Raw genomic sequence first — 20,858 nt, 5'->3', positions numbered from 1 at the left:
GTCACGCGCTGCAACGTCCAGGTGATCATAGGGGCCAGACCAGATGAACAGATTCAATCCCCGCAAACTGGGTTCGTCCAAGTGGACGGCGTGTCAGCCTGTGAACCGGGAGAAACACTTTCTGGTGACCGAGCTGATTTGCGACGAAGACGGTACGCCTGTGCAGATTGAACTGGAGGCCGTCCACAGCCAACGCAAGCAGGTGCTCGACTGGCGAGAGCTCCGGGATAGCCAACGCTGGAAATTCGGTTGGTGTTGAACAGCTGGGGCGCCACCGAGCCAACAGCGAATGACGATAGGCAAGAAGCAGCCTCGTGCTGCCTTCTCGACACGGCAGCGTTTGCCTGCGGACAGAAACAACAGCATCTAAGCTGTGACTCAGCACTGTTCCTGCGGAGCGCACCATGGCGGAAAAGAACCGCTTCGACTGGCAACGCTGGTTACCCGGCCTGGTCACCCTGCTCCATTACCAACCCGCCTGGCTGCCCAAGGACATCGCTGCCGGCCTGGTGCTCACCACCATGCTGGTACCGGTGGGCATCGCCTACGCCGAGGCCTCCGGGGTACCCGGCATCTACGGCTTGTACGCCACCATCATCCCGCTGCTGGCCTATGCCCTGTTCGGCCCCAGCCGCATCCTGGTGCTGGGCCCGGACTCGGCGCTGGCCGCACCGATCCTGGCGGTGGTGGTGCAATACGCCGCCAGCGACCCGCAACGAGCGATCGCCATCGCCAGCCTGATGGCCCTGGTCGCCGGGGCCTTCTGCATGATCGCCGGGCTGCTGCGCCTTGGCTTCATCACCGAACTGCTGTCCAAGCCGATCCGCTATGGCTACATGAACGGCATTGCCCTTACCGTATTGATCAGCCAGTTGCCCAAGCTGTTCGGCATCAAGGTCGATAGCCAGGGGCCGCTGCGCGACCTTTGGCAACTGGGCGAAGCACTGCTTGCCGGCCAAGGGCACTGGCCCAGCTTCATCGTCGGGGCCGGCGGCCTGCTGCTGATCCTGCTGCTCAAACCCTTCAAGCGCCTGCCAGGGATCCTGATCGCCGTGGTACTGGCAACGCTGGCAGTAAGCCTGCTCGACCTCGAGCAGATGGGTGTCAAGGTACTCGGCCAACTGCCCCAGGGCCTGCCCAGTTTCGTGTTCCCCTGGGTCTCTGACATCGATCTGGTCGAAGTGGTGCTGGGCGGCATTGCCGTGGCGCTGGTGTCGTTCGCCGATACCAGCGTGCTGTCGCGCTCCTATGCCGCGCGCATGAAGATGCCGGTCAACCCGAACCAGGAAATGTTCGGCCTGGGCGTGGCCAACCTGGCCTCCGGGCTGTTCCAGGGCATCCCCATCAGCAGCAGTTCGTCACGCACCCCCGTGGCAGAAGCGGCCGGCTCGCAGACCCAGCTCACCGGCATCATCGGTGCGCTGGCGGTGACCCTGTTGCTGCTGGTGGCGCCCAACCTGCTGCAATACCTGCCCAACAGCGCCTTGGCAGCAGTGGTGATAGCCGCCGCACTGGGACTGTTCGAGTTCGCCGACCTCAGGCGTATCTTCCGCATGCAGCAGTGGGAGTTCTGGTTGTCCATCACCTGCTTTGTCGGCGTCGCGGTGTTTGGTGCGATCCCTGGCATCGGCATTGCTGTGGTGATTTCAGTGATCGAGTTTCTGTGGGACGGCTGGCGGCCGCACCATGCAGTGCTGGGCCGGGTGGATGGCACCCGCGGTTACCATGACGTGCAGCGTTATCCACAGGCCCGGCGTATTCCGGGGCTGGTGCTGCTGCGGTGGGACGCGCCGTTGTTCTTTGCCAATGCCGAGCAGTTCCAGAGCACGGTGATGGCGGCGCTGGACGCATCGCCTACCCCGGTGCAACGGCTGGTGATCGCGGCAGAACCGGTGACCAGTATCGATGTCACCTCGGCGGACATGCTGGCAGAGCTGGACCGGACGCTGGAGGCGCGCGGGGTGGAGTTGCAGTTTGCCGAGATGAAGGACCCGGTGAAGGACAAGATGCGGCGGTTCGAGTTGTTCGAGCACATGGGGGAGACCGCGTTTCATCCAACCGTGGGGGCGGCGGTGGATGCTTATCTGGAACAGAGTGGGGTTGAATGGAAGCCTTAAGTTTTCCTGGGCTGGCCTCTTCGCGGGTAAACCCGCTCCCACAAGGATTGCGTGATCCCATGGGCAACGCCATACCTGTGGGAGCGGGTTCACCCGCGAAGAAGCCCACGCCGCATCCGCCGCCGGTCGATCCAGATCAGCATGGCACTGGCGTACACCGACACCGCCAGGAACAGCGCCATGCGCACGGCAAAGGCGCGGTAGACGTCCTGCCCCCCGGCGCTGTCCTGCACCGACTGCCCCAGCAGGATCAACATGGTCGTCAGGCAACTCACCCAGTACGCCGGGCTTTGCCTGGTATCCACCGCACGGTAGAGCCTGCGCCCCTGCCAAAGTGCGAACAGCAGCACCCACAGGAAAAACATCCACAGGTGCACGAACAGGCTCAGCGCCCCCCATATCAGGATCGCCAGCAAACCGGCCAGCAAGGTCGAGCCAATCAACTCCCGGCTGGCATGCCGCGCGCGGGTCTCGCCAGCCTGCTGCCCCAGGCTTACCGCCTTCATGATCAGGGGCATGTACTGGTCCGGGGCGATCAGGGCCAGCAGAAACGCCGGCATCACGATCAGCGTGGCACGCAGTGCCACCCAGCTGACCTGCTCACTGCCCAGCGACGGCGGCGCTGGTTGCACCGGCGCATCGGCAGGTTCGGGAAACAGCACATGGGCCAAGGCCGTGCCCAGTACCGCCAGCAGCATGCCCTTGGCCAACGCTTCGACCACCGACAGCGCCAGGGTGAAGTCGCTGGTACCGGCGGCGGCGATCATGGTCAGGCCGATCACCAGCAGGTTCGCCAGCAAGCCGTTACCGCCCTTCAGGGCGTAGCGCAAGGTCAGGAAAACGCACACGCCTACCAGCAACACCCCACTCAGCGGCGCATGGCGCAGCAGAGGAATCAGCAACAGCCCGCTGCCGCAACTGAGCAGCACCAGCAACGCCAGGGCCGGTGCTGCACGCAGCGGCAAGGGCTGGCTGCGCATGGCCAGCAACAGTACCGCGAATACCGGCGCCAGGATCGGCACCGGCAGGCCGATGCCGAAGCTCACCGCCAGGCACAACGCCACGCCCCAGGCCAGGCGCAGGGCGCGCAGGCGGCGCAACTCAATAGGCATACGACAGCCAGCTCATCAGCCACATGAACAGCCGGCCCAGCAGGTTCAACGGGTTACCTTCGCTGGGCAGGGCCATGACCTCGGCCTGCCCGCCAACCCGCAGCCCGCTCTTGTCCTGCAACTGGTCACGCTCGAGTTCGACGATGACCGGGAAGCGTTGCGCCGAACGCAGCCACTCGCGGCTGTTCTGCACGGTCGGCAGCGTACCCGGCGGGGTGCTCTGGCCCACGCTCACACCGTAGCCGATGCTGCGAACGTGCCCCTTCAACACCGTGCCGGGCAGTGCGTCGAGCACCACCAGTACCGGGGTGTCGGGGCGCAGGCGGCCGAGGTTGTTCTCGGTCATGTCGGCACTTATCCACACGTCATGGATGGCGATCAGGGTCATCATCGGGCTGCCGGCGCCGACATAGTGGCCGACGTCGGTACGCAGGTCGGTGATCAGGCCGTTCGCATCGGCACGCACCACCGTACGTGCCAGGTCCAGGCGGGCCTTTTCCACATTGGCCGCGGCACTGCGCAACTGGGCGTTGTCGTCCTGCGCCCCACCCTGCTGCTCACGCGCCCGCTCCACTTCGGCACGGGCTGCCGCCACCTGGCTGACCGCCTGGTCGCGAGTGGCCTGGGCGCTTTCCAGGCGGCGTACCGACACCGTCCCCGGGTCTTCGTCGATCAGGCGCTTGAGCCGTTCGGCATCCTGCCGCGCCTTGCGCTCGTTGGCCTGCGCCGCGACCAATGCCGCCTGTGCCGAATCGATGCCTGCCGTGTGCGCGCCGATCTGCCGGCGTACCGCGTCCAGGTCGGCCTCGGCACGCGCCAGGGCAATGCGATACTGCTCCTGGTCCAGCTCGAACAGCACGTCGCCCCGGCGCACTTCCTGGTTGTTGCCTACCGCCACACGCTTCACCTGGCCGGCGACCTCGGCACTGACCGGTATCACATAGGCCTGCAGGCGGGCCTGCTGGGTGTAGGGCGTGAAGCGGTCGGCCAGCAGGTACCAGAGCAGGCTCACGGCAATCAGCAGCAATACCCAGCGCATGCCGCGATCGGGGGCGGCCGGGGGCGGTGTCGGCGCAGCGTCACTCATTTCGTTTCACCTTGTGCATGTGCGCTGGGGGCTGGTTCGTCGAGCAGCTCGCCCCAGTCGGTCCGTTGCTGCATCTGCTGGCGCGTAGCCGGGTCGATCGGCGCGCGGCTGGCGTCCCAGCCACCGCCCAGGGCCTTGTACAAGGTCACCAGGCTACTCACCGCGTTGCCGCGGCTGACCAGGTAACCGTCCTGTTGCTGCAACAGCAGTTGCTGGGCGTCGAGCACCCGCTGGAAGTCGGCAAAACCTTCGCGGTACTGCGAACTGGCCAGGCTCAACGAGCGTTGCGCAGCCTGCGAGGCCTGGTCGCGAATGCGCGCGCTCTGCAGCGAGCGCAGCAGCCCGCTGGCGGCATCGTCCGCCTCGCGCGCGGCTTCGCGCACCCCCTGGTGGTACAGCTCGATCAGCTGCTGCAAGCGAGCATCCTCCACGCGTACGGCGTTCTTGCGCCGGCCGTAGTCGAACGGGTTCCAGATCAGGCTGGGCCCGGCGGCGAGGTCGAAGGTGTCAGGCAAATGGCTGGCCGTGACGAAGCTCCAGCCAATGCTGCCCAGCAGGCTCAGCTGGGGATACAGGTCGGCCTCGGCCACCCCGACCAATGCCGATTGCGCGGCCACTGCCTGCTCGGCGGCGCGGATGTCCGGGCGGCGCTGCAGCAGGTTGGCGGGTACGTCCTGCAGTACGGCACGGTCCGGCAACGGCAGCTGACCATGGCCTGCGTCCAGCTGCGGCAACGGCCCGGGTGGCCGACCGAGCAGCGAACACAATACGTTGCGCAGGGCATTGAGCTGGTTCTGGAACTCGGGGATGGTGGCTTGGGTGGCCAGGTATTGGGTACGCGCCTGTTGCCAGTCGAGTTCGTCGTTTTCACCATGACGGAACAGCCGTTCGGTAATTTCCAGGCTGCGCGCCTGGCGCCGGGCGTTTTCTTCGGCGATATCCAGCCGCGCCTCGGCAGTGCGCAGGGCAAAGTAGGTGTCAGCCACCTGCGCTCGCAACAGCAGCATGGCATCGGCGTAATTGGCCTGGGAGGCGAAGTAGGCAGCATCGGCACTTTCGATGGCGCGGCTGAAGCGCCCCCAGAAGTCGATTTCCCAGCCGATGTCGAAGCCTGCGCTGGACTGCCAGAACACCGAATCGCGGGCGTTGGCGCTGCCGGACTGGTCCTGCTTCAGGTACAGGCTCTGGGCACGCAGTTGCTGCAGCTGTGGGTAACGCCCGGTCTGCACGATGGCCAGCTGGGCGCGCGCTTCGGCGATGCGCAAGCCGGCCACGCGCAGGTTGGTGTTGTTGGTGTCGGCCTCGTCAATCAGGGCGTCCAGTGCCGGGTCGGCGAACACCGCCCACCACTGGCGCAGGTCGGGCGCGGTGGCCTGCTGGCCGGCCTGCTTCAGCGAAGGACTCTCCCAGGTGTGCAGCCAGGGGTCCTGCAGCGGCTGGAAGTCCGGGCCGACCTGGGTGCAGCCGGCCAGCATGGCCACCAGGCTCAGTGCACAACCGTAGGCGCGTCCGGGCATGGCAATCCCTGGTTCAGGCGGTCGGCTCGGTGGGGTTTTCCGGCACCTGCAGCGCCACCCACTGCCAGAACAGCACATAGGTGACGCCAAGGATCACCGGGCCGATGAACAGGCCAATGATGCCTTTGACCACCATGCCACCGAGCGCACCGATCAGTACCACCGGCATCGGCACATCCACCCCGCGTCCCAGCAGCAACGGCTTGAGCACGTTGTCGGCCAGCCCGGCGACGAAGGTGTAGATGGCGAACACGATGGTGGCCACGGTGAAGCCTTCGGCATTGAAGACATAGATGATCACCGGCACGGTGACCAGCGTGGCGGGTGCCTGGGCAATCCCCAGCATGAGGATGACGATGGCCAGCATCCCGGCACCTGGCACGCCCTTGATGACAAAGCCGACCCCGATCAGCAACATCTGGATGAAGGCAATGCCGATAACCCCCTGGGCCACGGCACGAATGGTGGCGGTGCACAGCTTGGCCAACGGCTTGCCGCGCTCCTCGCCCGATACCCGCATGGCGATGCGTTGCGCCGCGATTTCGCCACGCTCACCGAAGGCCATGATGATGCCGGAGACGATGATCGCCGCGATGAACAGCACGAACGCGCCCCCGGCGCTGGCAGCAGCCCCCAGCACCGTGCGCCCGGCGCCCTTGAGTTGCGGCATCCACTGGTTCAGCACACCGGCCATGTTTTCCGAAGCCGCCAGCCACAGGGCATGGACTTTCGGCCCGATCAGCGGCCAGCTCGCCACCGACTCAGGGGGTGGCGGCACGCTCCAGGCGCCGCTCTTGAGCAAGGTCACCAGGCTGTCCACCGATTCCCCAATCGACATCACCACCAGGTAGATCGGCACCAGCAGCACGACCAGTACCAGCACCACGACCAGGGTCGCCGTGAGGCCGTCCTTGAGGCCGGTGCGGCGCTGGACACGGCAATACAGGGGATACAGGGTCACTGCCAGGATCACCGACCACAACATCAGTTCCAGGAACGGCTGGAACGTCTGGAAGGCAAACATCACCAGGGCGGCTACCAGGCCAGCCTTGATGAGCACATCGAGCAAGCCCCGCGACAGGCTGCTGTCCAGCTTGATACCCGGTTGCATGCTTCACCTCCCAACTTCAGCTACGCCGTGCGGCGCGATTCAGTGGCCCGTTTCAGGGCTTGCCTGGGCGGGGCTGTCATCACGCAGTTGCCGCGCCAGGGCCATCATTATCAGCGGTACCACTGCCATCGACAGGGTGATGGCCAGTACCAACAGGTCGTGCACCTGCTGCGCCAGTACCTGATGCTCCAGCGCCAGCTTGAACACCACGAAGGCAAACTCGCCGCCAGAGGCCAGCACCACGCCGAGGCACAGCGCCTGCGCCTGGTCGAGACCACCGGCCGTACGCCCCAGGCCATACAGCAGCGGCAGCTTGATGGCCACCAGCAACAGCGTCAGCCCCAGCACCAGCAGCGGCAGGTCGAACAGCAGGCGCAGGTCGGCACTCATGCCAACGCCGACGAAGAACAGCCCCAGCAGCAGGCCCTTGAGCGGTTCGATCTGGGTCTCCAGTTCATGCCGGAAAGGCGACTCGGCCATCAGCACACCGGCGAGAAAGGCCCCCAGGGCCATCGACACGCCCACATGCTCCATCACCCAGGCCGTGCCCAGCACCACCAGCAAGGCAGTAGCGGTCGACAGCTCCGGCAAGCCGGAACCGACCGTCCACTTGAACACCGGGCTCAACAGATAGCGGCCAAAGACGATCAACGTGCCAAGGCCGAGCACTACCGCCAGCAGCGGCCAGGCGCCTTCGTCGGCAGTGCTGACGTTGCCACCAAGCAGGGGCACCACGGCGATCAGTGGAATGGCAGCGATGTCCTGGAACAGCAGGATGGCCACGGCCAGGCGCCCGTGTGGCTTGGCAAGGTCCTTGCGCTCGGCCAGCACCTGCAGGCCGAAGGCGGTCGACGACAACGCCAACCCGAGGCCGAGCACGATGGCGGCCGCCTTCGACTGGCCGAATGCAAAATACGCCAGCAGGCCCAGCACGACGGCGGTCAGCCCAACCTGCAGCGAACCGACGCCAAACAATGCCCGGCGCATGGTCCACAGGCGCTGCGGTGACAGCTCCAGGCCAATGACGAACAGCAGCATGACCACGCCCATTTCCGACAGCCGGGCCACGTTCTCGGGGTTGTCGAGCAACCCAAGCACGGAAGGGCCGATGAGGATGCCGGCCAGCAGATAGCCCGGCACCGCACCCATTTTCAGACGCTGCGCCAGCGGTACCAGAAGCACCACGGCCAGCAGGAACACCACCGTCGCCTGTAGCAGGCTGCCGTCATGTGGCATAGGTTTGCACCCTCGCTGCTCCCCGCTGGGAGGGATCAGAAACGCTCTTCGACCACTTTGAACGGGTAGGCAACGGCCTTGTACTTGCCGATCTTGCCGCGCTTGGGCAGCTTCACCGTCTGTTCCTGGGTAATGTCCTTGTAGGGGATGCGGCCGAGCATGTGGCTGATGATGTTCAGCCGGGCACGCCGCTTGTCGTTGGAGTGAGCCATGAACCAGGGCGCCCAGGCGGTATCCGATGCGGCAAACATCTCATCACGGGCCTGGGTGTAGTCATCCCAGCGGGTGTACGACTTGAGGTCCATGGGCGACAGCTTCCACAGCTTGCGGCCGTCATTGATGCGGTCCTGCAGGCGCCGGGTCTGCTCCTCGGCGCTGACCTCGAGCCAGTACTTGATGAGGATGATGCCCGACTCGACCATGACCTTTTCGAACAGCGGCACGCCAGCGAGGAACCGGTCGGCCTGTTCGTTCGAGCAGAAGCCCATCACCCGTTCGACCCCGGCACGGTTGTACCAGCTGCGATCGAAGATCACTACCTCGCCTGCGGCCGGCAGATGGCCGACATAGCGCTGCAGGTACATCTGGGTCTTTTCCCGCTCGGTCGGTGCCGGCAGCGCCACCACACGGAATACCCGCGGGCTGACGCGCTCGGTGATGGCCTTGATGGTGCCGCCCTTGCCAGCGCCGTCGCGGCCTTCGAAGACAATGCACACCTTCAGGCCCTTGGCCACCACCCACTCCTGCAGTTTCACAAGTTCCACATGCAGGCGCTTGAGTTCCTTCTCGTATGCCTTGCTGCCCAGTTTTTCCGGTTGTTCGAGGGTGGTCTTGTTCCTGGACGGCTTCGACATGGCGCTCTCCTGAGGCGATTGAGGAGTCAGTATGGTCGATCCATGGCGATTTGCCGCTTCGCTTGTTGTTATCTCAGGTTTTGCCTCCAGCCGATTGATTGGCTGGGTGTTGGGCTGACTGTGGGAGCGGGTTTAGCCGCTCCCACAGAGTAGGGTTTGGCCTCGAGGCCGGTTTACCTGGCCAGCTTGTTGTAGCTGGTCATCAGGTTGCGGTAGTCCGGAATATGGTTGGAGAACAAGGTGCCCAGGCCTTCGATGTCGTTGCGCCAGTCGCGGTGCAGCTCGCAGGCCACGCCGAACCAGGTCATCAACTGCGCCCCGGCTGCCTCCATGCGCCGCCAGGCCGAGTCACGGGTCAGTTCGTTGAAGGTCCCGGAGGCGTCGGTGACGACGAACACTTCGAAGCCCTCCTCCAGCGCCGACAGTGCCGGGAAGGCCACGCACACTTCGGTGACCACGCCGGCGATCAGCAACTGCTTCTTGCCGGTGGCCTTGACCGCCTTGACGAAGTCCTCGTTGTCCCAGGCATTGATGTTGCCGGGCCGGGCAATGTACGGGGCGTCGGGGAACTGCTCTTTCAGCTCCGGCACCAGCGGGCCGTTGGGGCCGGTTTCGAAACTGGTGGTGAGAATGGTCGGCAGCTTGAAGTACTTGGCCAGGTCCGACAGGGCCAGCACATTGTTCTTGAAGCGGTCCGGGTCGATGTCCCTCACCAGCGAGAGCAGGCCGGTCTGGTGATCGACCAGCAGCACGGCGGCGTTGTTCTTGTCCAGACGCTTGTATTGGAAGGCCATGACGGATCTCCTTGCTTCGGCAGGTTGGGACTATCAGCGTAGGCAAGGTTCAGCCGCAGGGAATACCGCCAGTCGGTTTGCCCGGGGCCGGTAGCACGGGGCGCTGCGCGCACTGCTTGCGAAACGACCAGCGCCGCCACGCCAGGCGGGCAAGCACCCTTAAACGCGCCGCCTGCTTCGCGGATAAATCCGCTTCTACAACTGCCAACTGCGCCGCTTCGTATTGACACCGCACCTGTATAAGCGGCTTCAGCCCGCGATCACCGGCAACGCCGGTGCCATCCACCGCGTTGCCTGCTTCGCGGGCATGCCCTTTCCCACAGGGTCAACTGCGCGCATGCAACATCACTTCACGAATTCCTGAACTGATTATTTGCCGATAGCGATTTTTCCGTCCGCCGAGCGCCACCAGAATCGCTTCACCATAATCACAAGAACCGTGAGGCCACTTCCGTGGACCAGACACTCCAGGTACGCCAAGCCGCCGCCGAGCTCGTTGCCGCGTTTGCCAGCAACGATACCGCCCGTTATTTCGCCTGTTTCAGCGAAGACGCCACCTTCCTGTTCCACACCTTGCCGCAGCCCCTGCTGTCACGCCGTGCCTATGAAGACCTGTGGGCGCAGTGGCAGGCCGACGGCTTTGCCGTGCTCGCCTGCGAATCAGGCAATGCCCAGGTCAGCCTGCAAGGCGATGTAGCGATCTTCATGCATGACGTGGCCACGCACATCCGCAGTGCCGGCGAGGAGCACCAACTGAGCGAACGCGAGACCATCGTCTTCCGTCGCCACGGTGACCAATGGCTGGCCTGCCATGAGCACCTGTCGGTCGTGTCCCCGGGCTGATCTGCGTTTTTTTTCCTGCGGCCTTGCCGCCCTGCCATCGCACCCACAAGAAGGCCCGCGCACCGCGCCGGCCCACAACAACCGCGCTGGAGCAACACCATGAGCCACTCGACCGCTATCGAGACCAACGGCGTCGAACAGATCCCAGACGATCAACGCGACGCCTCCCCGCTGGACCTGTTCCGCCTGATCTTCGGCGGTGCCAATACCTTTGCCACGGCAGTGCTGGGCAGCTTCCCGGTACTGTTCGGGCTGTCGTTCCAGGCCGGGGTATGGGCGATCCTGCTTGGCGTCGGCGCAGGCGCCCTGATCCTTGCACCGATGGGCCTGTTCGGCGCACTCAACGGCACCAACAATGCGGTGTCGTCGGGCGCGCATTTTGGCGTGCACGGGCGCATCGTGGGCTCTTTCCTGTCGCTGCTCACGGCGGTGGCGTTCTTCTCGCTGTCGGTATGGAGCTCCGGTGACGCCCTGGTGGGCGGTGCCAAGCGCCTGGCCGGCCTGCCGGAAACCGACCTGACCCTGGGCCTGGCCTATGGCCTGTTCGCGGTACTGGTGCTGGTGGTGTGCATCTTCGGCTTCCGCTTCATGCTGTGGGTCAACAAGGTGGCCGTGTGGGCTTCGAGCCTTCTGTTCCTGCTCGGCATCGTCGCCTTTGCCGGGCCGTTCGACGCCGGTTACACCGGTAGCGTCAACCTCGGCCAGGCGGGCTTCTGGGCGGCATTCGTCGGAGCGGCGATCCTGGCCATGAGCAACCCGGTGTCGTTCGGTGCGTTCCTCGGCGACTGGTCGCGCTATATCCCGCGGGAAACGCCCAAGGCGCGCATCATGCTGGCGGTGATCGCGGCCCAGGGCGCGACGCTGATCCCGTTCCTGTTCGGCCTGTGTACCGCCACGCTGGTGGCGACCCAGGCCCCCGACTACATCGCCGCCAACAACTACGTCGGTGGCCTGCTGGCGGTGGCGCCAAGCTGGTTCTTCCTGCCGGTGTGCCTGATTGCCGTGATCGGCGGCATGTCCACCGGCACCACCGCGCTGTATGGCACCGGCCTGGACATGTCCAGCGTGTTCCCGCGCCTGCTCAGCCGTGCCGGCGCCACCCTGCTGATCGGGGTGCTGGCGATCGGCTTCATCTTCATCGGCCGCTTCACCTTCAACCTGGTGCAGAGCGTGTCGACCTTCGCCGTGCTGATCATCACCTGCACCAGCCCATGGATGGTGATCATGATCCTCGGCCTGGTCACTCGCCGCGGCTTCTACCATGCCGACGACCTGCAGGTGTTCACCCGCGGCCAGCGTGGCGGCCACTACTGGTTCCTGCATGGCTGGAACTGGCGCGGCATGGGGGCGTGGATCCCCAGCGCGGCAGTCGGCCTGTGCTTCGTCAACCTGCCGGGGCAATTCGTCGGCCCGCTGGGTGACCTGGCGGGCGGCATCGACCTGAGCCTGCCGGTCACCCTGGGCCTGGCCGGCGTGCTGTACCTGGTACTGCTCAACCTGTTCCCCGAACCTGCTGGCGTTTATGGCCCCCAGGGCCCGCGTTGGGTGCGTTGCAAAAGCGCCGCGCATACGCCGGTAACCACTGCCGAAATGGCCTGACTGGAAACCGACCATGACCACTTCCCACTATATCGCCGGCCGCTGGGTCGAAGGCCAGGGCAGCGACTGCATCAGCGTCAACGACCCTGCGCTGGGGCAACCGTTCGCCGAACTGATGGCAGCCAGCGCAGCCCAGGTCGACCAGGCCGTGGCTGCCGCCCGTGGTGCCCTGCCCGCCTGGAAAGCCACCAGCGCCAGCGAGCGCGCTGGCTACCTGCGCGGCTTTGCCGAACAACTGGGCCAGCGCCGCGAAGCGCTGATCAGCGTGCAGATGCGCAACAACGGCAAGCCGCGTCACGAGGCGGAAATCGACCTGGATGATGCCATTGCCACGTTCAACTACTACGCCGAACTGGCCGAGCAACTGCCGTCGAAAAACCGTGAGGTGCCCTTGGCCGCCCCTGGCTTCACCGCGCGCACCCGCCTGGAGCCGGTGGGTGTGGTCGGCCTGATCGTGCCGTGGAACTTCCCGCTGGTGACCAGCGCCTGGAAGCTCGCTCCGGCTCTGGCAGCGGGCTGCACCGTGGTGCTCAAGCCATCGGAGGTCACCCCGCTGGTCGAACAGGCCTACGGCCAGATCGCCGACAGCCTGGGCCTGCCGGCCGGGGTGCTGAACATCGTCAACGGCAAGGCCGAGACCGGTGCCGCCCTGAGCAACCACACTGGCCTGGACAAGCTGTCCTTTACCGGCAGCAACAGCGTCGGTAGCCAGGTGATGCGCAGCGCGTCGGCGCAATGCCGACCGGTAACACTGGAATTGGGCGGCAAGTCGGCGATCGTGGTGTTCGATGATTGCGATGTCGACCAGGCGGTGGAATGGATTGTCGCCGGCATCACCTGGAATGCCGGGCAGATGTGTTCGGCCACGTCGCGGCTGCTGGTGCAGGACGGTATTGCCGAGGCGCTGTTGCCACGCTTGCAGGCGGCACTGGAAAGGCTGCGGGTAGGCAACCCGCTGACCGAAGAGGTCGACATGGGGCCGCTGACCAGCCAGGCGCAATGGCTGAAGGTGGCCAGCTACTTTGCCACGGCGCGGGAAGAAGGTTTGCAGTGCCTGGCCGGTGGCAAGGCGCTGGACCGCGATGGCTGGTTCGTCAGCCCGACGTTGTATGCCGATGTGCCGAACGACAGCCGCTTGTGGACCGAGGAGATTTTTGGCCCGGTGCTGTGCGCGCGTCGCTTCGCTACCGAGGAACAGGCGATTGCCGAAGCCAACGACAGCCGTTTCGGGCTGGTGGCGACGGTGTGCTCTGCCGACCTGGCGCGCGCCGAGCGGGTGGCCGATGCGCTGGAGGTGGGCCACGTGTGGATCAACTCGGTGCAGGCGGTGTTCGTCGAGACTTCCTGGGGCGGCACCAAGGGCAGCGGGATCGGCCGCGAGCTGGGACCGTGGGGGTTGTCGGCGTATCAGTCGGTGAAGCATGTGACGCGGTGTCTGGGCTAGATTCCCGGGGCCGTCCCTACAGGGAATGCGCAGACCATCGGCTGGCGCGAAACCTGTGGGAGCGGCCTTGCGTCGCGATGGGGCTGCACAGCAGCCCCCGCATTCACACCGTCTCGTCAGCCGGCCGTGCGCTATCCTGCACCAGCACCAGGCTCTGTGGCGAAGACAGGGCAATGCCCTCCTCACGCAGACGCCCAAGGATGGTGAACAGCAGATCGCTGCGGGTACCCGACACCTGCCGCGGTCCCGCCACGTAACCACTCACGCCGATCACCATGCCACTGCTGGTCAGGTCCTTGAACGACACGGAGGTAGCCGGTGCGTCGAGAATCGCCTCATGCTCCTGGTACGCCGCCAACAACAGCTCACGCACGCGGTTGGCATCGGTCTCCAACGGCAAGGTCAGAGTAATACCGACCACCCCCAGCGCATTGCCCATGGTCACGTTGCGCACGTTCTGGGAAATGAACTGCGAGTTGGGCACGATCACCGTCGAACGGTCGGACATCTGGATCTCGGTGGCACGCACGTTGATGCGACGAATGTCGCCTTCGACACCGGCCAGGCTGACCCAGTCGCCTACCTTCACCGGGCGCTCGGTCAGCAGGATCAGGCCGGAGATGAAGTTCTGCACGATCTGCTGCAGGCCGAAACCGATACCCACCGACAGGGCACTGACCACCCAGGTCAGGCTGGTGAGGTTGATGCGCAAGGTCGACATCACCAGCATGGCCAGGAAGATGAAGCCCAGGTAACCCACCAGGGTGACCAACGAGGCACGCATGCCGGCGTCCATGTCGGTTTCCGGCAGCAGGCGCTCACTCAGCCAACGCTTGACCACGCGGATGGCGAACAGGCCACCAAAGAAAATCGCCAGCGCCAGCAGGATGTCCTGGGGCACGATGTTCAGGTTGCCGAGCAGCTTGCCGCCGGTGCCGTCCCAGTCAGCCAGGCTCAGCAGCAACTCGCTGGGGCTGGTGCCCGACGGCATCAGCGCCAGTAGCAGCGCCAGGAACAGCACCACGGTGCGGCCGATACCGGCAAGGATGGTGCTGGCCTGGGCCTGATGACGGGGCGCCAGGCCCAAGGTCGAGGCCAGCGCCAGGCCACCAGGCTGGCGCGGCGACAGCAGGGTTTCGCACAGGTCGCCAAGGAAGGTGGTGAGCAGGTAGGCACAGGTGATGACCAGGCTGACCCACAGCAACTTGCCGGTAAGGAAGTAGGCGAGCGTCAGGTAGCCGGCAAGCAGCGCCAGCAGGATCAGCGTCAGCCAGATCACCATCACGAACGGAATCAGCCCGGCCAGGCCTTTGGGGCGCTCCAGGTCATGCTTGCGCAAGGTACGGCGGTAACGCAGCAGCGCTCCGGCGAAAGTGAACGCCACCACCAGCGCGGTCAGGCCGTTGACGGCCACGGTCAATGCCAGGCTGACGCCGATTACGCTATTGATGCGCTCCATGGTCATCATGACCATCAGCGCCAGCGCCAGGACCTTGGGGAACCAGCCCAGCGCGCTGGCCACTTCGTCATGGATCGGCGGCAGGCGCCAGGACGGGCGCTGCAGCATCAGCATGGCGCGGCCCAGGCCGGTGATGAAGGCACTGAACACCACCAGGGCGAGCACATGGTTGGCCAGGCTGGCGATATCGGAGCCCAGTTCGGCGCTGCTCTCCAACCCCCAGCGCAGCAGCGAGACCGACCCGGCGATGGTACCCAGGGTCGCCAGGCTGACGCCAAGCGCCAACGAACTGCGGCGCAGGCGGCCTTCGGGCAGCCAGTTGACCATGGCGCTGGCCAACAGGCGCTCGAGCACGCGGCGCACCAAGGTCCAGACCAGGATGGCGGCAACCAGGCTGGTGATGAACAGCCAGCGGTGCTCGGCGCTGAAGGCACTGCCAATGGCATCGGCCGCCTCGGCACGCAGGTCACGCAGGCGCGCCACGTCGTCCTGGGTAGGACGAATGATGCTTTGCCAGAAGGCCGGGCTGAGCGGCGACGCCGCGCGGCTGGTGATCTGCGAGTTGAACTGGCTGCGGCGCAGGTTGACGATCTGCGTGGACAGGTCGCGGGCCGACTGGGTCAGCTTGATGGCCTGCTCCTGCTGCGCCACCAGTTCTTTTTTCTCAGCTTCCAGCTCTTTGCGCTGCTGGGTCAGGGCTGCCGCCTCGTCCGGCTGGCGCGGGCCGATGACTCTGAGCTGGTCATCGAGTTTCTCCACCTCCGCAGTGCGCAAGGCACTCAACGCATCGGCCTGGCGTTGCACCTGTACGGCGCCCAGGCGCAGTTGCGACAGCAGGTCATCGTTGGCTTCGCTGGTAACGCCCTGGCGGATCTGGTCCAGGCGCTCGCTCAGTTGCTCGATGCTGGCGTTTTCGTCCAGCACCGGCGCTTCGGCGACTGCCAGGTTGGATAACGGCGTGGCCGGGGCCGACCAGGCGGGGCTGGCAACCGCCAGCAGAAAGGCCATCAGGACCATCAGGCCTGGGCAGTAACGGGCAAGGCTGACACGCCTCATCGAATATTCCTCTTGCAATTCGATTTGGCGGGGGATTCTACGCGGCTTCAGGCGATCAGGAGAGTGCCGTTTCTCGCTTGAGCAGTTGCGCTTTGCGCGCTACGCCCCAGCGGTAGCCGCTGAGGTCGCCGTCGCGGCGCACCACCCGATGACAAGGGATCGCCACGGCAATGTGGTTGGCCGCACAGGCCATGGCCACCGCACGTACCGCCTTGGGCGCACCGATGCGCTCGGCGATCTCGGTGTAGCTGACCCGGCTGCCGGCCGGTACCTCGCGCAGGGCCTGCCATACGCGCTCCTGGAAGGCGGTGCCCTGCACATCCAGCGGCAGGGCCAGGCCCAATGACGGCGCTTCGACGAAGCCCACCACTTCGGCAACCAGCTGTTCGTAGGCGCTATCGCCGCCGATCAGCCGGGCCTTGGGGAACTGGTCCTGCAGCTCGCGCAACAAGGCCTCGGGGTCGTCGCCCAGCAGGATCGCGCAAATGCCCTTGTCGCTCTGGGCCACCAGGATCGCGCCCAGTGAACACTGGCCAAGGGCGAAATGAATGGTCGCCCCGGCACCACCGGCGCGGTATTGCCGCGGGCGCATGCCCAGGCGCTGCTCAGCGCTTTCGTAGAACCGGCTGTTGGAGTTGTACCCAGCGTCGTAGATGGCCTCGGTGACCGAACGCTGGCCGTCCGCCAGGTGCGCACGCAGGCGCCGGGCGCGGAAAGCCGTGGCGTAGGCCTTGGGCGTAAGGCCGGTCTCGGCCTTGAACAGCCGGTGCAAGTGGAACGGGCTGATGGCCAGCTCGGCGCTGAGCTGGTCCAGGCTGGGCGCGGGGTCGCAGGCTTCGATCAGGCGGCAGGCGCGGGTGACCAGCTGGCTGTGACGCGTGGGGCTGGTGGTCGCGGTGCAACGTTTGCAGGCACGGTAACCGGCCGCTTCGGCGGCGGCCGGGGTATCGTAGAACGCGACATTGCTGCGCTTGGCCAGGCGTGACTTGCAGCCGGGCTGGCAATAGATGCCGGTGGTGCGTACGGCGTAGACGAAGTGGCCACTGGCGGCGCTGTCACGCGATTCTACGGCTTGCCAGCGTTGCTCGGGGGTGGTATAGCGGTTCATTGTTCAGTGTCCAGATAGGTTGTTGCCTGTGCAGGCGCTGCTTCAGGCCCGCCACAGGTACCAGGCCGCCACGGTACGGTACGGCCGCCAGCCGCCCCCCAACGAGCGCATCTGCGCCGGTGTCGGCGCCTTGTCCAGCCCCTTCAGCCGCCGGTATCCCTCGCGCACGCCGAAATCGTCCACCGGCAGCACATCCGCACGCGCCAGGCTGTAGATCAGCAACATTTCCACGGTCCACCGCCCCACCCCGCGCAGCGCCACCAGCCGCTCGATCAACGCCTCGTCGTCCATGGCCATGGCTTCTTCCCGGGTCGGTACCAGGCCCTCCAGCCGGCCCCGGGCGATGCCCTGAACCGTGGCCATCTTGCTCGCCGAAAAGCCACAGGCGCGCATCGTTTCCGGGGCAACCGCCAACAACTGCTCCGGCCCTGGGAACGCGTTGTCCGGGAACAGTGCCAGCAACCGCCCGAGAATGGCTTCCGCGGCACGCGCATGCAGCTGCTGGTAGGCAATCGCCCGCACCAGCACTTCATAGGGTTCACGCCCCGGCGTGGCCTGATGCAGGCAAGGCCCGGTCGCGGCGATGTGCCGTGCCCAGTCCGGGTCGAGCGCCGCCAGGTAGTCGGTGGCCTCACGGTAGGCATCAGGCGAATGGTCGGCGAGGATCATGACAGCTCCATCAGGTCGAGTGCAGGTCCAGCTTAGCGCAGCCGTGCCACGGGCAAACGCCGATTCTTGCGCGGTAATTGCGCGCAGAACGTTGCTCAGCAGCACCGTCCCCGCATAGAATTGAGAACCATTCACAATCGCATGCACACGGGATCGGGCCTTCACCACGATGCAGACCAACGACATGCTCCAGCCCGCCGAGGTCGCTCTGCTCTATCAGGCCCACCACTCCTGGCTTCGCAGCTGGCTGCGCAGCCGGGTCGGTTGCAGCGAACAGGCCGCCGACCTGGCCCAGGATACCTTCGTGCGGTTGTTGCGGGCGCGCCAGGTATCGCCACTGAAGGAGCCGCGCGCCTATCTCAGCAGCATCGCCCGCGGCCTGATGATCGACCAGTTCCGCCGCCGCGCGCTGGAGCGGGCCTTCCAGGAAAGCCTGGCCCAGCTGCCGGAAGCCGATGTGCCCAGCGAAGAAGATCGACTGCTGATACTCGATACCCTGGCACGCCTCGACCAGGCCTTGCATCAGCTCAAGCCGCGTGCTCGGCAGGCATTCCTGCTGGCCCAGCTCGACGGGTTGAGCATCGTGCGCATTGCCCAACGGCTGAACGTGTCGCGGGCCACGATCGAGCGCGACCTGGCCAAGGCCCTGGGCGCCTGCTACCGGTTGCGCTATGCCGACGCCTGACCGCACGCCCGCGCAGGCGCATGTCGACCAGGCGATCGATTGGCTGGTGAAGCTGCGCTTCGACCGCCCCAGCCCGCGTCTGCAGCGGCAGTTCCAGCAATGGCTGGCCAGCCATCCGCATAACCCCCTGGCCTGGCAGCGGGTCAGCTGCCTCGGCGACGAGCTCGCCGGGCTGCCCAACGACCTGAGCCGGCGCACCCTGGATACCTGCCAGCGGCAGCGCAGCAGCCGGCGCGACAACCTCAAGCTGTTGGCCGTGCTGGCCGTGGGCGGCAGCCTGGGCTGGGCCGCGCGCGAACCGTTGGGCCTGCCTCAGCTGCTGGCCGACAGCCGTACCGCCACCGGCGAGCGCCGCCAACTGCAAGGCAGCGATGGCAGCCGCATCCAGCTCAACACCGCCAGCGCCATCGACCTGCATTACGACGCCGGGCAACGCCGGCTGCATCTGCTGCGCGGCGAGGCAAGCCTGGACAGCAACCCCAACGACAACCGCCCATTCCGCATCGATACTCGCGTCGGCCCGATGACCACCGTCGATGGCCAGCTGCTGCTGCGCGAGAACGACCACGGCTTGTTGCTGGCGGTGCGTCGGGGCGATGTCACGCTGTTCCCCGCCTCGGCTTCGCCACGTCGGGTGCTGCCTGGCGAGACCTTGCAGGTCTGGCCCAGCGGCAGCTTCCAGGCGGTGACGCTGCGCAGCGACCCGTGGGGCTGGACCGACGGCGTACTCAGCGTGCAACAAATGCCGTTGGGCGAGTTCATCGCCGAACTGGCCCGCTACCGCCCGGGCCTGCTGCGCTGCGCCCCAGAGGTAGCCGGGCTGGCTGTGACCGGCACCTACCAGCTGAACGACACCGGGCAGATCCTGCAGTTGCTCACCCGCAGCCTGCCGGTGCGGGTCGATTACCACACACGCTATTGGGTGAGCATCGGCGCGGCCTGAACAGCCTCAGTCCGCCAACGCGCGCAAACGCCCCGCGCGCCGATACGACTGCCGGGCAAAGCACACGAACAAGCCGGCCATCAGTGCCAGCGCCATTGGCAGGCCATGCGGCGCCACGTCCATCGCCGCGCCGCTCAGCAGCGGCCCGACCAGGCTGCCGACACCCCACAGCAAGCCCACGCTGGCGTTGGCGGTAACCAGGTCCTGGCCCTTGAAGCGCTGCCCGATCAGCACCAGCGCCAAGGTATAGATGCCCCCGGCCACGGCCCCCAGCAGCACCAGCAGCGGCCAGAGCAGCCAGGTCATGTTCAGCAGCCAGGGCAAAGCGATACCGATCGCCATCGCCACCAGCCCGCAGGCCAGGTGCAGCCCGGTACGCTCGACCCGGTCGGCCAACCAGCCCAGCGGTAGCTGGAACAGCATGTCGCCGGCAAACACCACCGTCACCATCAACGCCGCCACGCCCACGGCGAAGCCATGGCTGCTGGCATAGACCGGCAGCAGCGACAGCACTACTGCATCGAAGAACGAGAAGAACAGCACCGCTACGCACAACGCCGGCGCCACGCGGAAGAAACCGGCCAGGCCGAAGCTTTTTTCGCCCTCTTCGTGTTCGACATAGTCGTTCGGCACAGTCAGCACGATGCACAGCAATGCCAGGCCATAGCAGGCCGTGACCACGGCGGTGATCCATGGGCTGTCGGCACCCAGCACGGCCAGCATGGCCGGGCCGAGCACCTGGAAGCCGGTGAAACTGGTGGCGTACAGGGCCATGATCTTGCCGCGGTTATGTTCCGGGCACAGTTCGTTGACCCATGATTCGCCGAGGATGATGGCGATACCCATGCCCAGCCCCAGGCCCAGGCGTAGCAGCGCCAGCAGCCACAGGGAGCCGAACGCCGATTCGAGCAGGGCGATGCTGACCGTGCACAGGCTGAAGCACAGCAGATAGAGGGTGCGCCGGGTGAAATGGCGACAGCAGAAATCGACCAGAAACGCCGAGAGCATCATGCCCGCAGCCGGGATGGCCGAGAGGATGCCGATCTCCAGCGTGCTCGCCCCCGCCTCATGCAGGCGCAACGACACCAACGGCAGGCTGGCCCCCAGGCTGAAACCCACCACCGAGACGGCGAACAACAGGCCCGCCAGCAAACGCATGTTCATGTACCACTCCTTGCAAACCGAAAAGACGTGCAGACACAGGCGCGCACGCCAGGGCGGCGC

The 20,858-nt window shown here is 65.7% G+C and carries 18 protein-coding genes; 7 read left to right on the top strand and 11 right to left on the bottom strand.

Going from position 1 to position 20,858, the window contains the following annotated elements; genetic code table 11:
- The first annotated feature begins 43 nt into the window (after positions 1-43).
- Both ACLEJP_RS19775 and ACLEJP_RS19770 read left to right on the top strand, forming a co-directional pair.
- Positions 44-259 carry a TIGR02450 family Trp-rich protein gene (locus ACLEJP_RS19775; protein WP_440809064.1) on the top strand — a complete coding sequence of 72 codons (216 nt, stop codon included), beginning with the start codon at positions 44-46 and terminating at the stop codon, positions 257-259.
- A 145-nt stretch (positions 260-404) separates the two neighbouring features.
- Positions 405-2,117, top strand: coding sequence for a SulP family inorganic anion transporter (locus tag ACLEJP_RS19770; RefSeq protein WP_440809061.1), 1,713 nt, complete (start codon positions 405-407; stop codon positions 2,115-2,117).
- An 89-nt stretch (positions 2,118-2,206) separates the two neighbouring features.
- Here ACLEJP_RS19770 and ACLEJP_RS19765 read toward each other — a convergent pair whose 3' ends face one another.
- From ACLEJP_RS19765 to ycaC, 7 genes are all read right to left on the bottom strand, one after another.
- On the bottom strand, positions 2,207-3,229 hold the full coding sequence (locus ACLEJP_RS19765) for a DUF2955 domain-containing protein (protein ID WP_440809059.1): 1,023 nt from the start codon (positions 3,227-3,229) through the stop codon (positions 2,207-2,209).
- Positions 3,219-4,316, bottom strand: coding sequence for an HlyD family secretion protein (locus tag ACLEJP_RS19760; RefSeq protein WP_440809057.1), 1,098 nt, complete (start codon positions 4,314-4,316; stop codon positions 3,219-3,221). The genes ACLEJP_RS19765 and ACLEJP_RS19760 overlap by 11 nt, the downstream gene beginning before the upstream one ends.
- Positions 4,313-5,833: an efflux transporter outer membrane subunit gene (locus ACLEJP_RS19755; protein WP_440809054.1), complete on the bottom strand. Its 1,521-nt coding sequence runs from the start codon at positions 5,831-5,833 to the stop codon at positions 4,313-4,315. Before ACLEJP_RS19755 ends, ACLEJP_RS19760 begins: the two co-directional genes overlap by 4 nt.
- 13 nt (positions 5,834-5,846) lie before the next feature.
- Complete coding sequence (locus tag ACLEJP_RS19750; protein ID WP_440809051.1) at positions 5,847-6,944, bottom strand: AI-2E family transporter; 1,098 nt, start codon at positions 6,942-6,944, stop codon at positions 5,847-5,849.
- Between the two features lie 39 nt (positions 6,945-6,983).
- Positions 6,984-8,180, bottom strand: coding sequence for a monovalent cation:proton antiporter-2 (CPA2) family protein (locus ACLEJP_RS19745; RefSeq protein ID WP_440809048.1), 1,197 nt, complete (start codon positions 8,178-8,180; stop codon positions 6,984-6,986).
- 35 nt (positions 8,181-8,215) lie between these two features.
- The gene (gene ppk2, locus ACLEJP_RS19740) at positions 8,216-9,034 is read right to left on the bottom strand and encodes a polyphosphate kinase 2 (protein ID WP_440809045.1); all 819 of its coding nucleotides are present in this window, start codon (positions 9,032-9,034) and stop codon (positions 8,216-8,218) included.
- Between the two features lie 173 nt (positions 9,035-9,207).
- On the bottom strand, positions 9,208-9,828 hold the full coding sequence (gene ycaC / locus ACLEJP_RS19735; RefSeq protein WP_186673804.1) for an isochorismate family cysteine hydrolase YcaC: 621 nt from the start codon (positions 9,826-9,828) through the stop codon (positions 9,208-9,210).
- Between the two features lie 453 nt (positions 9,829-10,281).
- Here ycaC and ACLEJP_RS19730 point away from each other — a divergent pair, with 453 nt between their 5' ends.
- The 3 genes from ACLEJP_RS19730 (at position 10,282) to ACLEJP_RS19720 (ending at position 13,714) form a co-directional block, all read left to right on the top strand.
- On the top strand, positions 10,282-10,671 hold the full coding sequence (locus ACLEJP_RS19730) for a YybH family protein (RefSeq protein ID WP_440809042.1): 390 nt from the start codon (positions 10,282-10,284) through the stop codon (positions 10,669-10,671).
- A 99-nt stretch (positions 10,672-10,770) separates the two neighbouring features.
- The gene (locus ACLEJP_RS19725) at positions 10,771-12,270 is read left to right on the top strand and encodes a purine-cytosine permease family protein (protein WP_440809039.1); all 1,500 of its coding nucleotides are present in this window, start codon (positions 10,771-10,773) and stop codon (positions 12,268-12,270) included.
- A gap of 13 nt (positions 12,271-12,283) precedes the next feature.
- Positions 12,284-13,714, top strand: coding sequence for an aldehyde dehydrogenase family protein (locus tag ACLEJP_RS19720; RefSeq protein WP_440809036.1), 1,431 nt, complete (start codon positions 12,284-12,286; stop codon positions 13,712-13,714).
- A 103-nt stretch (positions 13,715-13,817) separates the two neighbouring features.
- Here the strand turns inward: ACLEJP_RS19720 and ACLEJP_RS19715 are convergent, their stop codons facing one another.
- The 3 genes from ACLEJP_RS19715 to ACLEJP_RS19705 are packed head-to-tail and all read right to left on the bottom strand — an operon-like array spanning position 13,818 to position 18,006.
- Complete coding sequence (locus tag ACLEJP_RS19715) at positions 13,818-16,229, bottom strand: DUF3772 domain-containing protein (protein ID WP_440809033.1); 2,412 nt, start codon at positions 16,227-16,229, stop codon at positions 13,818-13,820.
- 55 nt (positions 16,230-16,284) lie between these two features.
- Positions 16,285-17,337 carry a bifunctional DNA-binding transcriptional regulator/O6-methylguanine-DNA methyltransferase Ada gene (gene ada, locus ACLEJP_RS19710; RefSeq protein WP_440809030.1) on the bottom strand — a complete coding sequence of 351 codons (1,053 nt, stop codon included), beginning with the start codon at positions 17,335-17,337 and terminating at the stop codon, positions 16,285-16,287.
- Positions 17,338-17,379: 42 nt separating this feature from the next.
- Positions 17,380-18,006 (bottom strand): DNA-3-methyladenine glycosylase family protein, encoded by a 627-nt coding sequence (locus tag ACLEJP_RS19705; protein WP_440809027.1) that lies wholly within the window; start codon positions 18,004-18,006, stop codon positions 17,380-17,382.
- A 169-nt stretch (positions 18,007-18,175) separates the two neighbouring features.
- Between ACLEJP_RS19705 and ACLEJP_RS19700 the strand changes: the two genes are divergently transcribed.
- Together ACLEJP_RS19700 and ACLEJP_RS19695 are read left to right on the top strand one after the other, a co-directional pair.
- Entirely contained in the window at positions 18,176-18,691 is a 516-nt protein-coding gene (locus ACLEJP_RS19700; protein ID WP_440809025.1) for a sigma-70 family RNA polymerase sigma factor, read from the top strand.
- On the top strand, positions 18,678-19,634 hold the full coding sequence (locus ACLEJP_RS19695) for a FecR domain-containing protein (RefSeq protein WP_440809022.1): 957 nt from the start codon (positions 18,678-18,680) through the stop codon (positions 19,632-19,634). The genes ACLEJP_RS19700 and ACLEJP_RS19695 overlap by 14 nt, the downstream gene beginning before the upstream one ends.
- Before the next feature lie 6 nt (positions 19,635-19,640).
- On the opposite strand, the gene ACLEJP_RS19690 is transcribed toward ACLEJP_RS19695, so the two are convergent.
- On the bottom strand, positions 19,641-20,798 hold the full coding sequence (locus tag ACLEJP_RS19690; protein WP_440809019.1) for an MFS transporter: 1,158 nt from the start codon (positions 20,796-20,798) through the stop codon (positions 19,641-19,643).
- Positions 20,799-20,858 lie beyond the last annotated feature (60 nt).

It is taken from the genome of Pseudomonas sp. SMV7, assembly GCF_052041995.1.
In the GTDB taxonomy this organism is placed as follows: Bacteria; Pseudomonadota; Gammaproteobacteria; order Pseudomonadales; family Pseudomonadaceae; genus Aquipseudomonas.
This window is presented reverse-complemented; position numbering and strand designations above follow the sequence as displayed.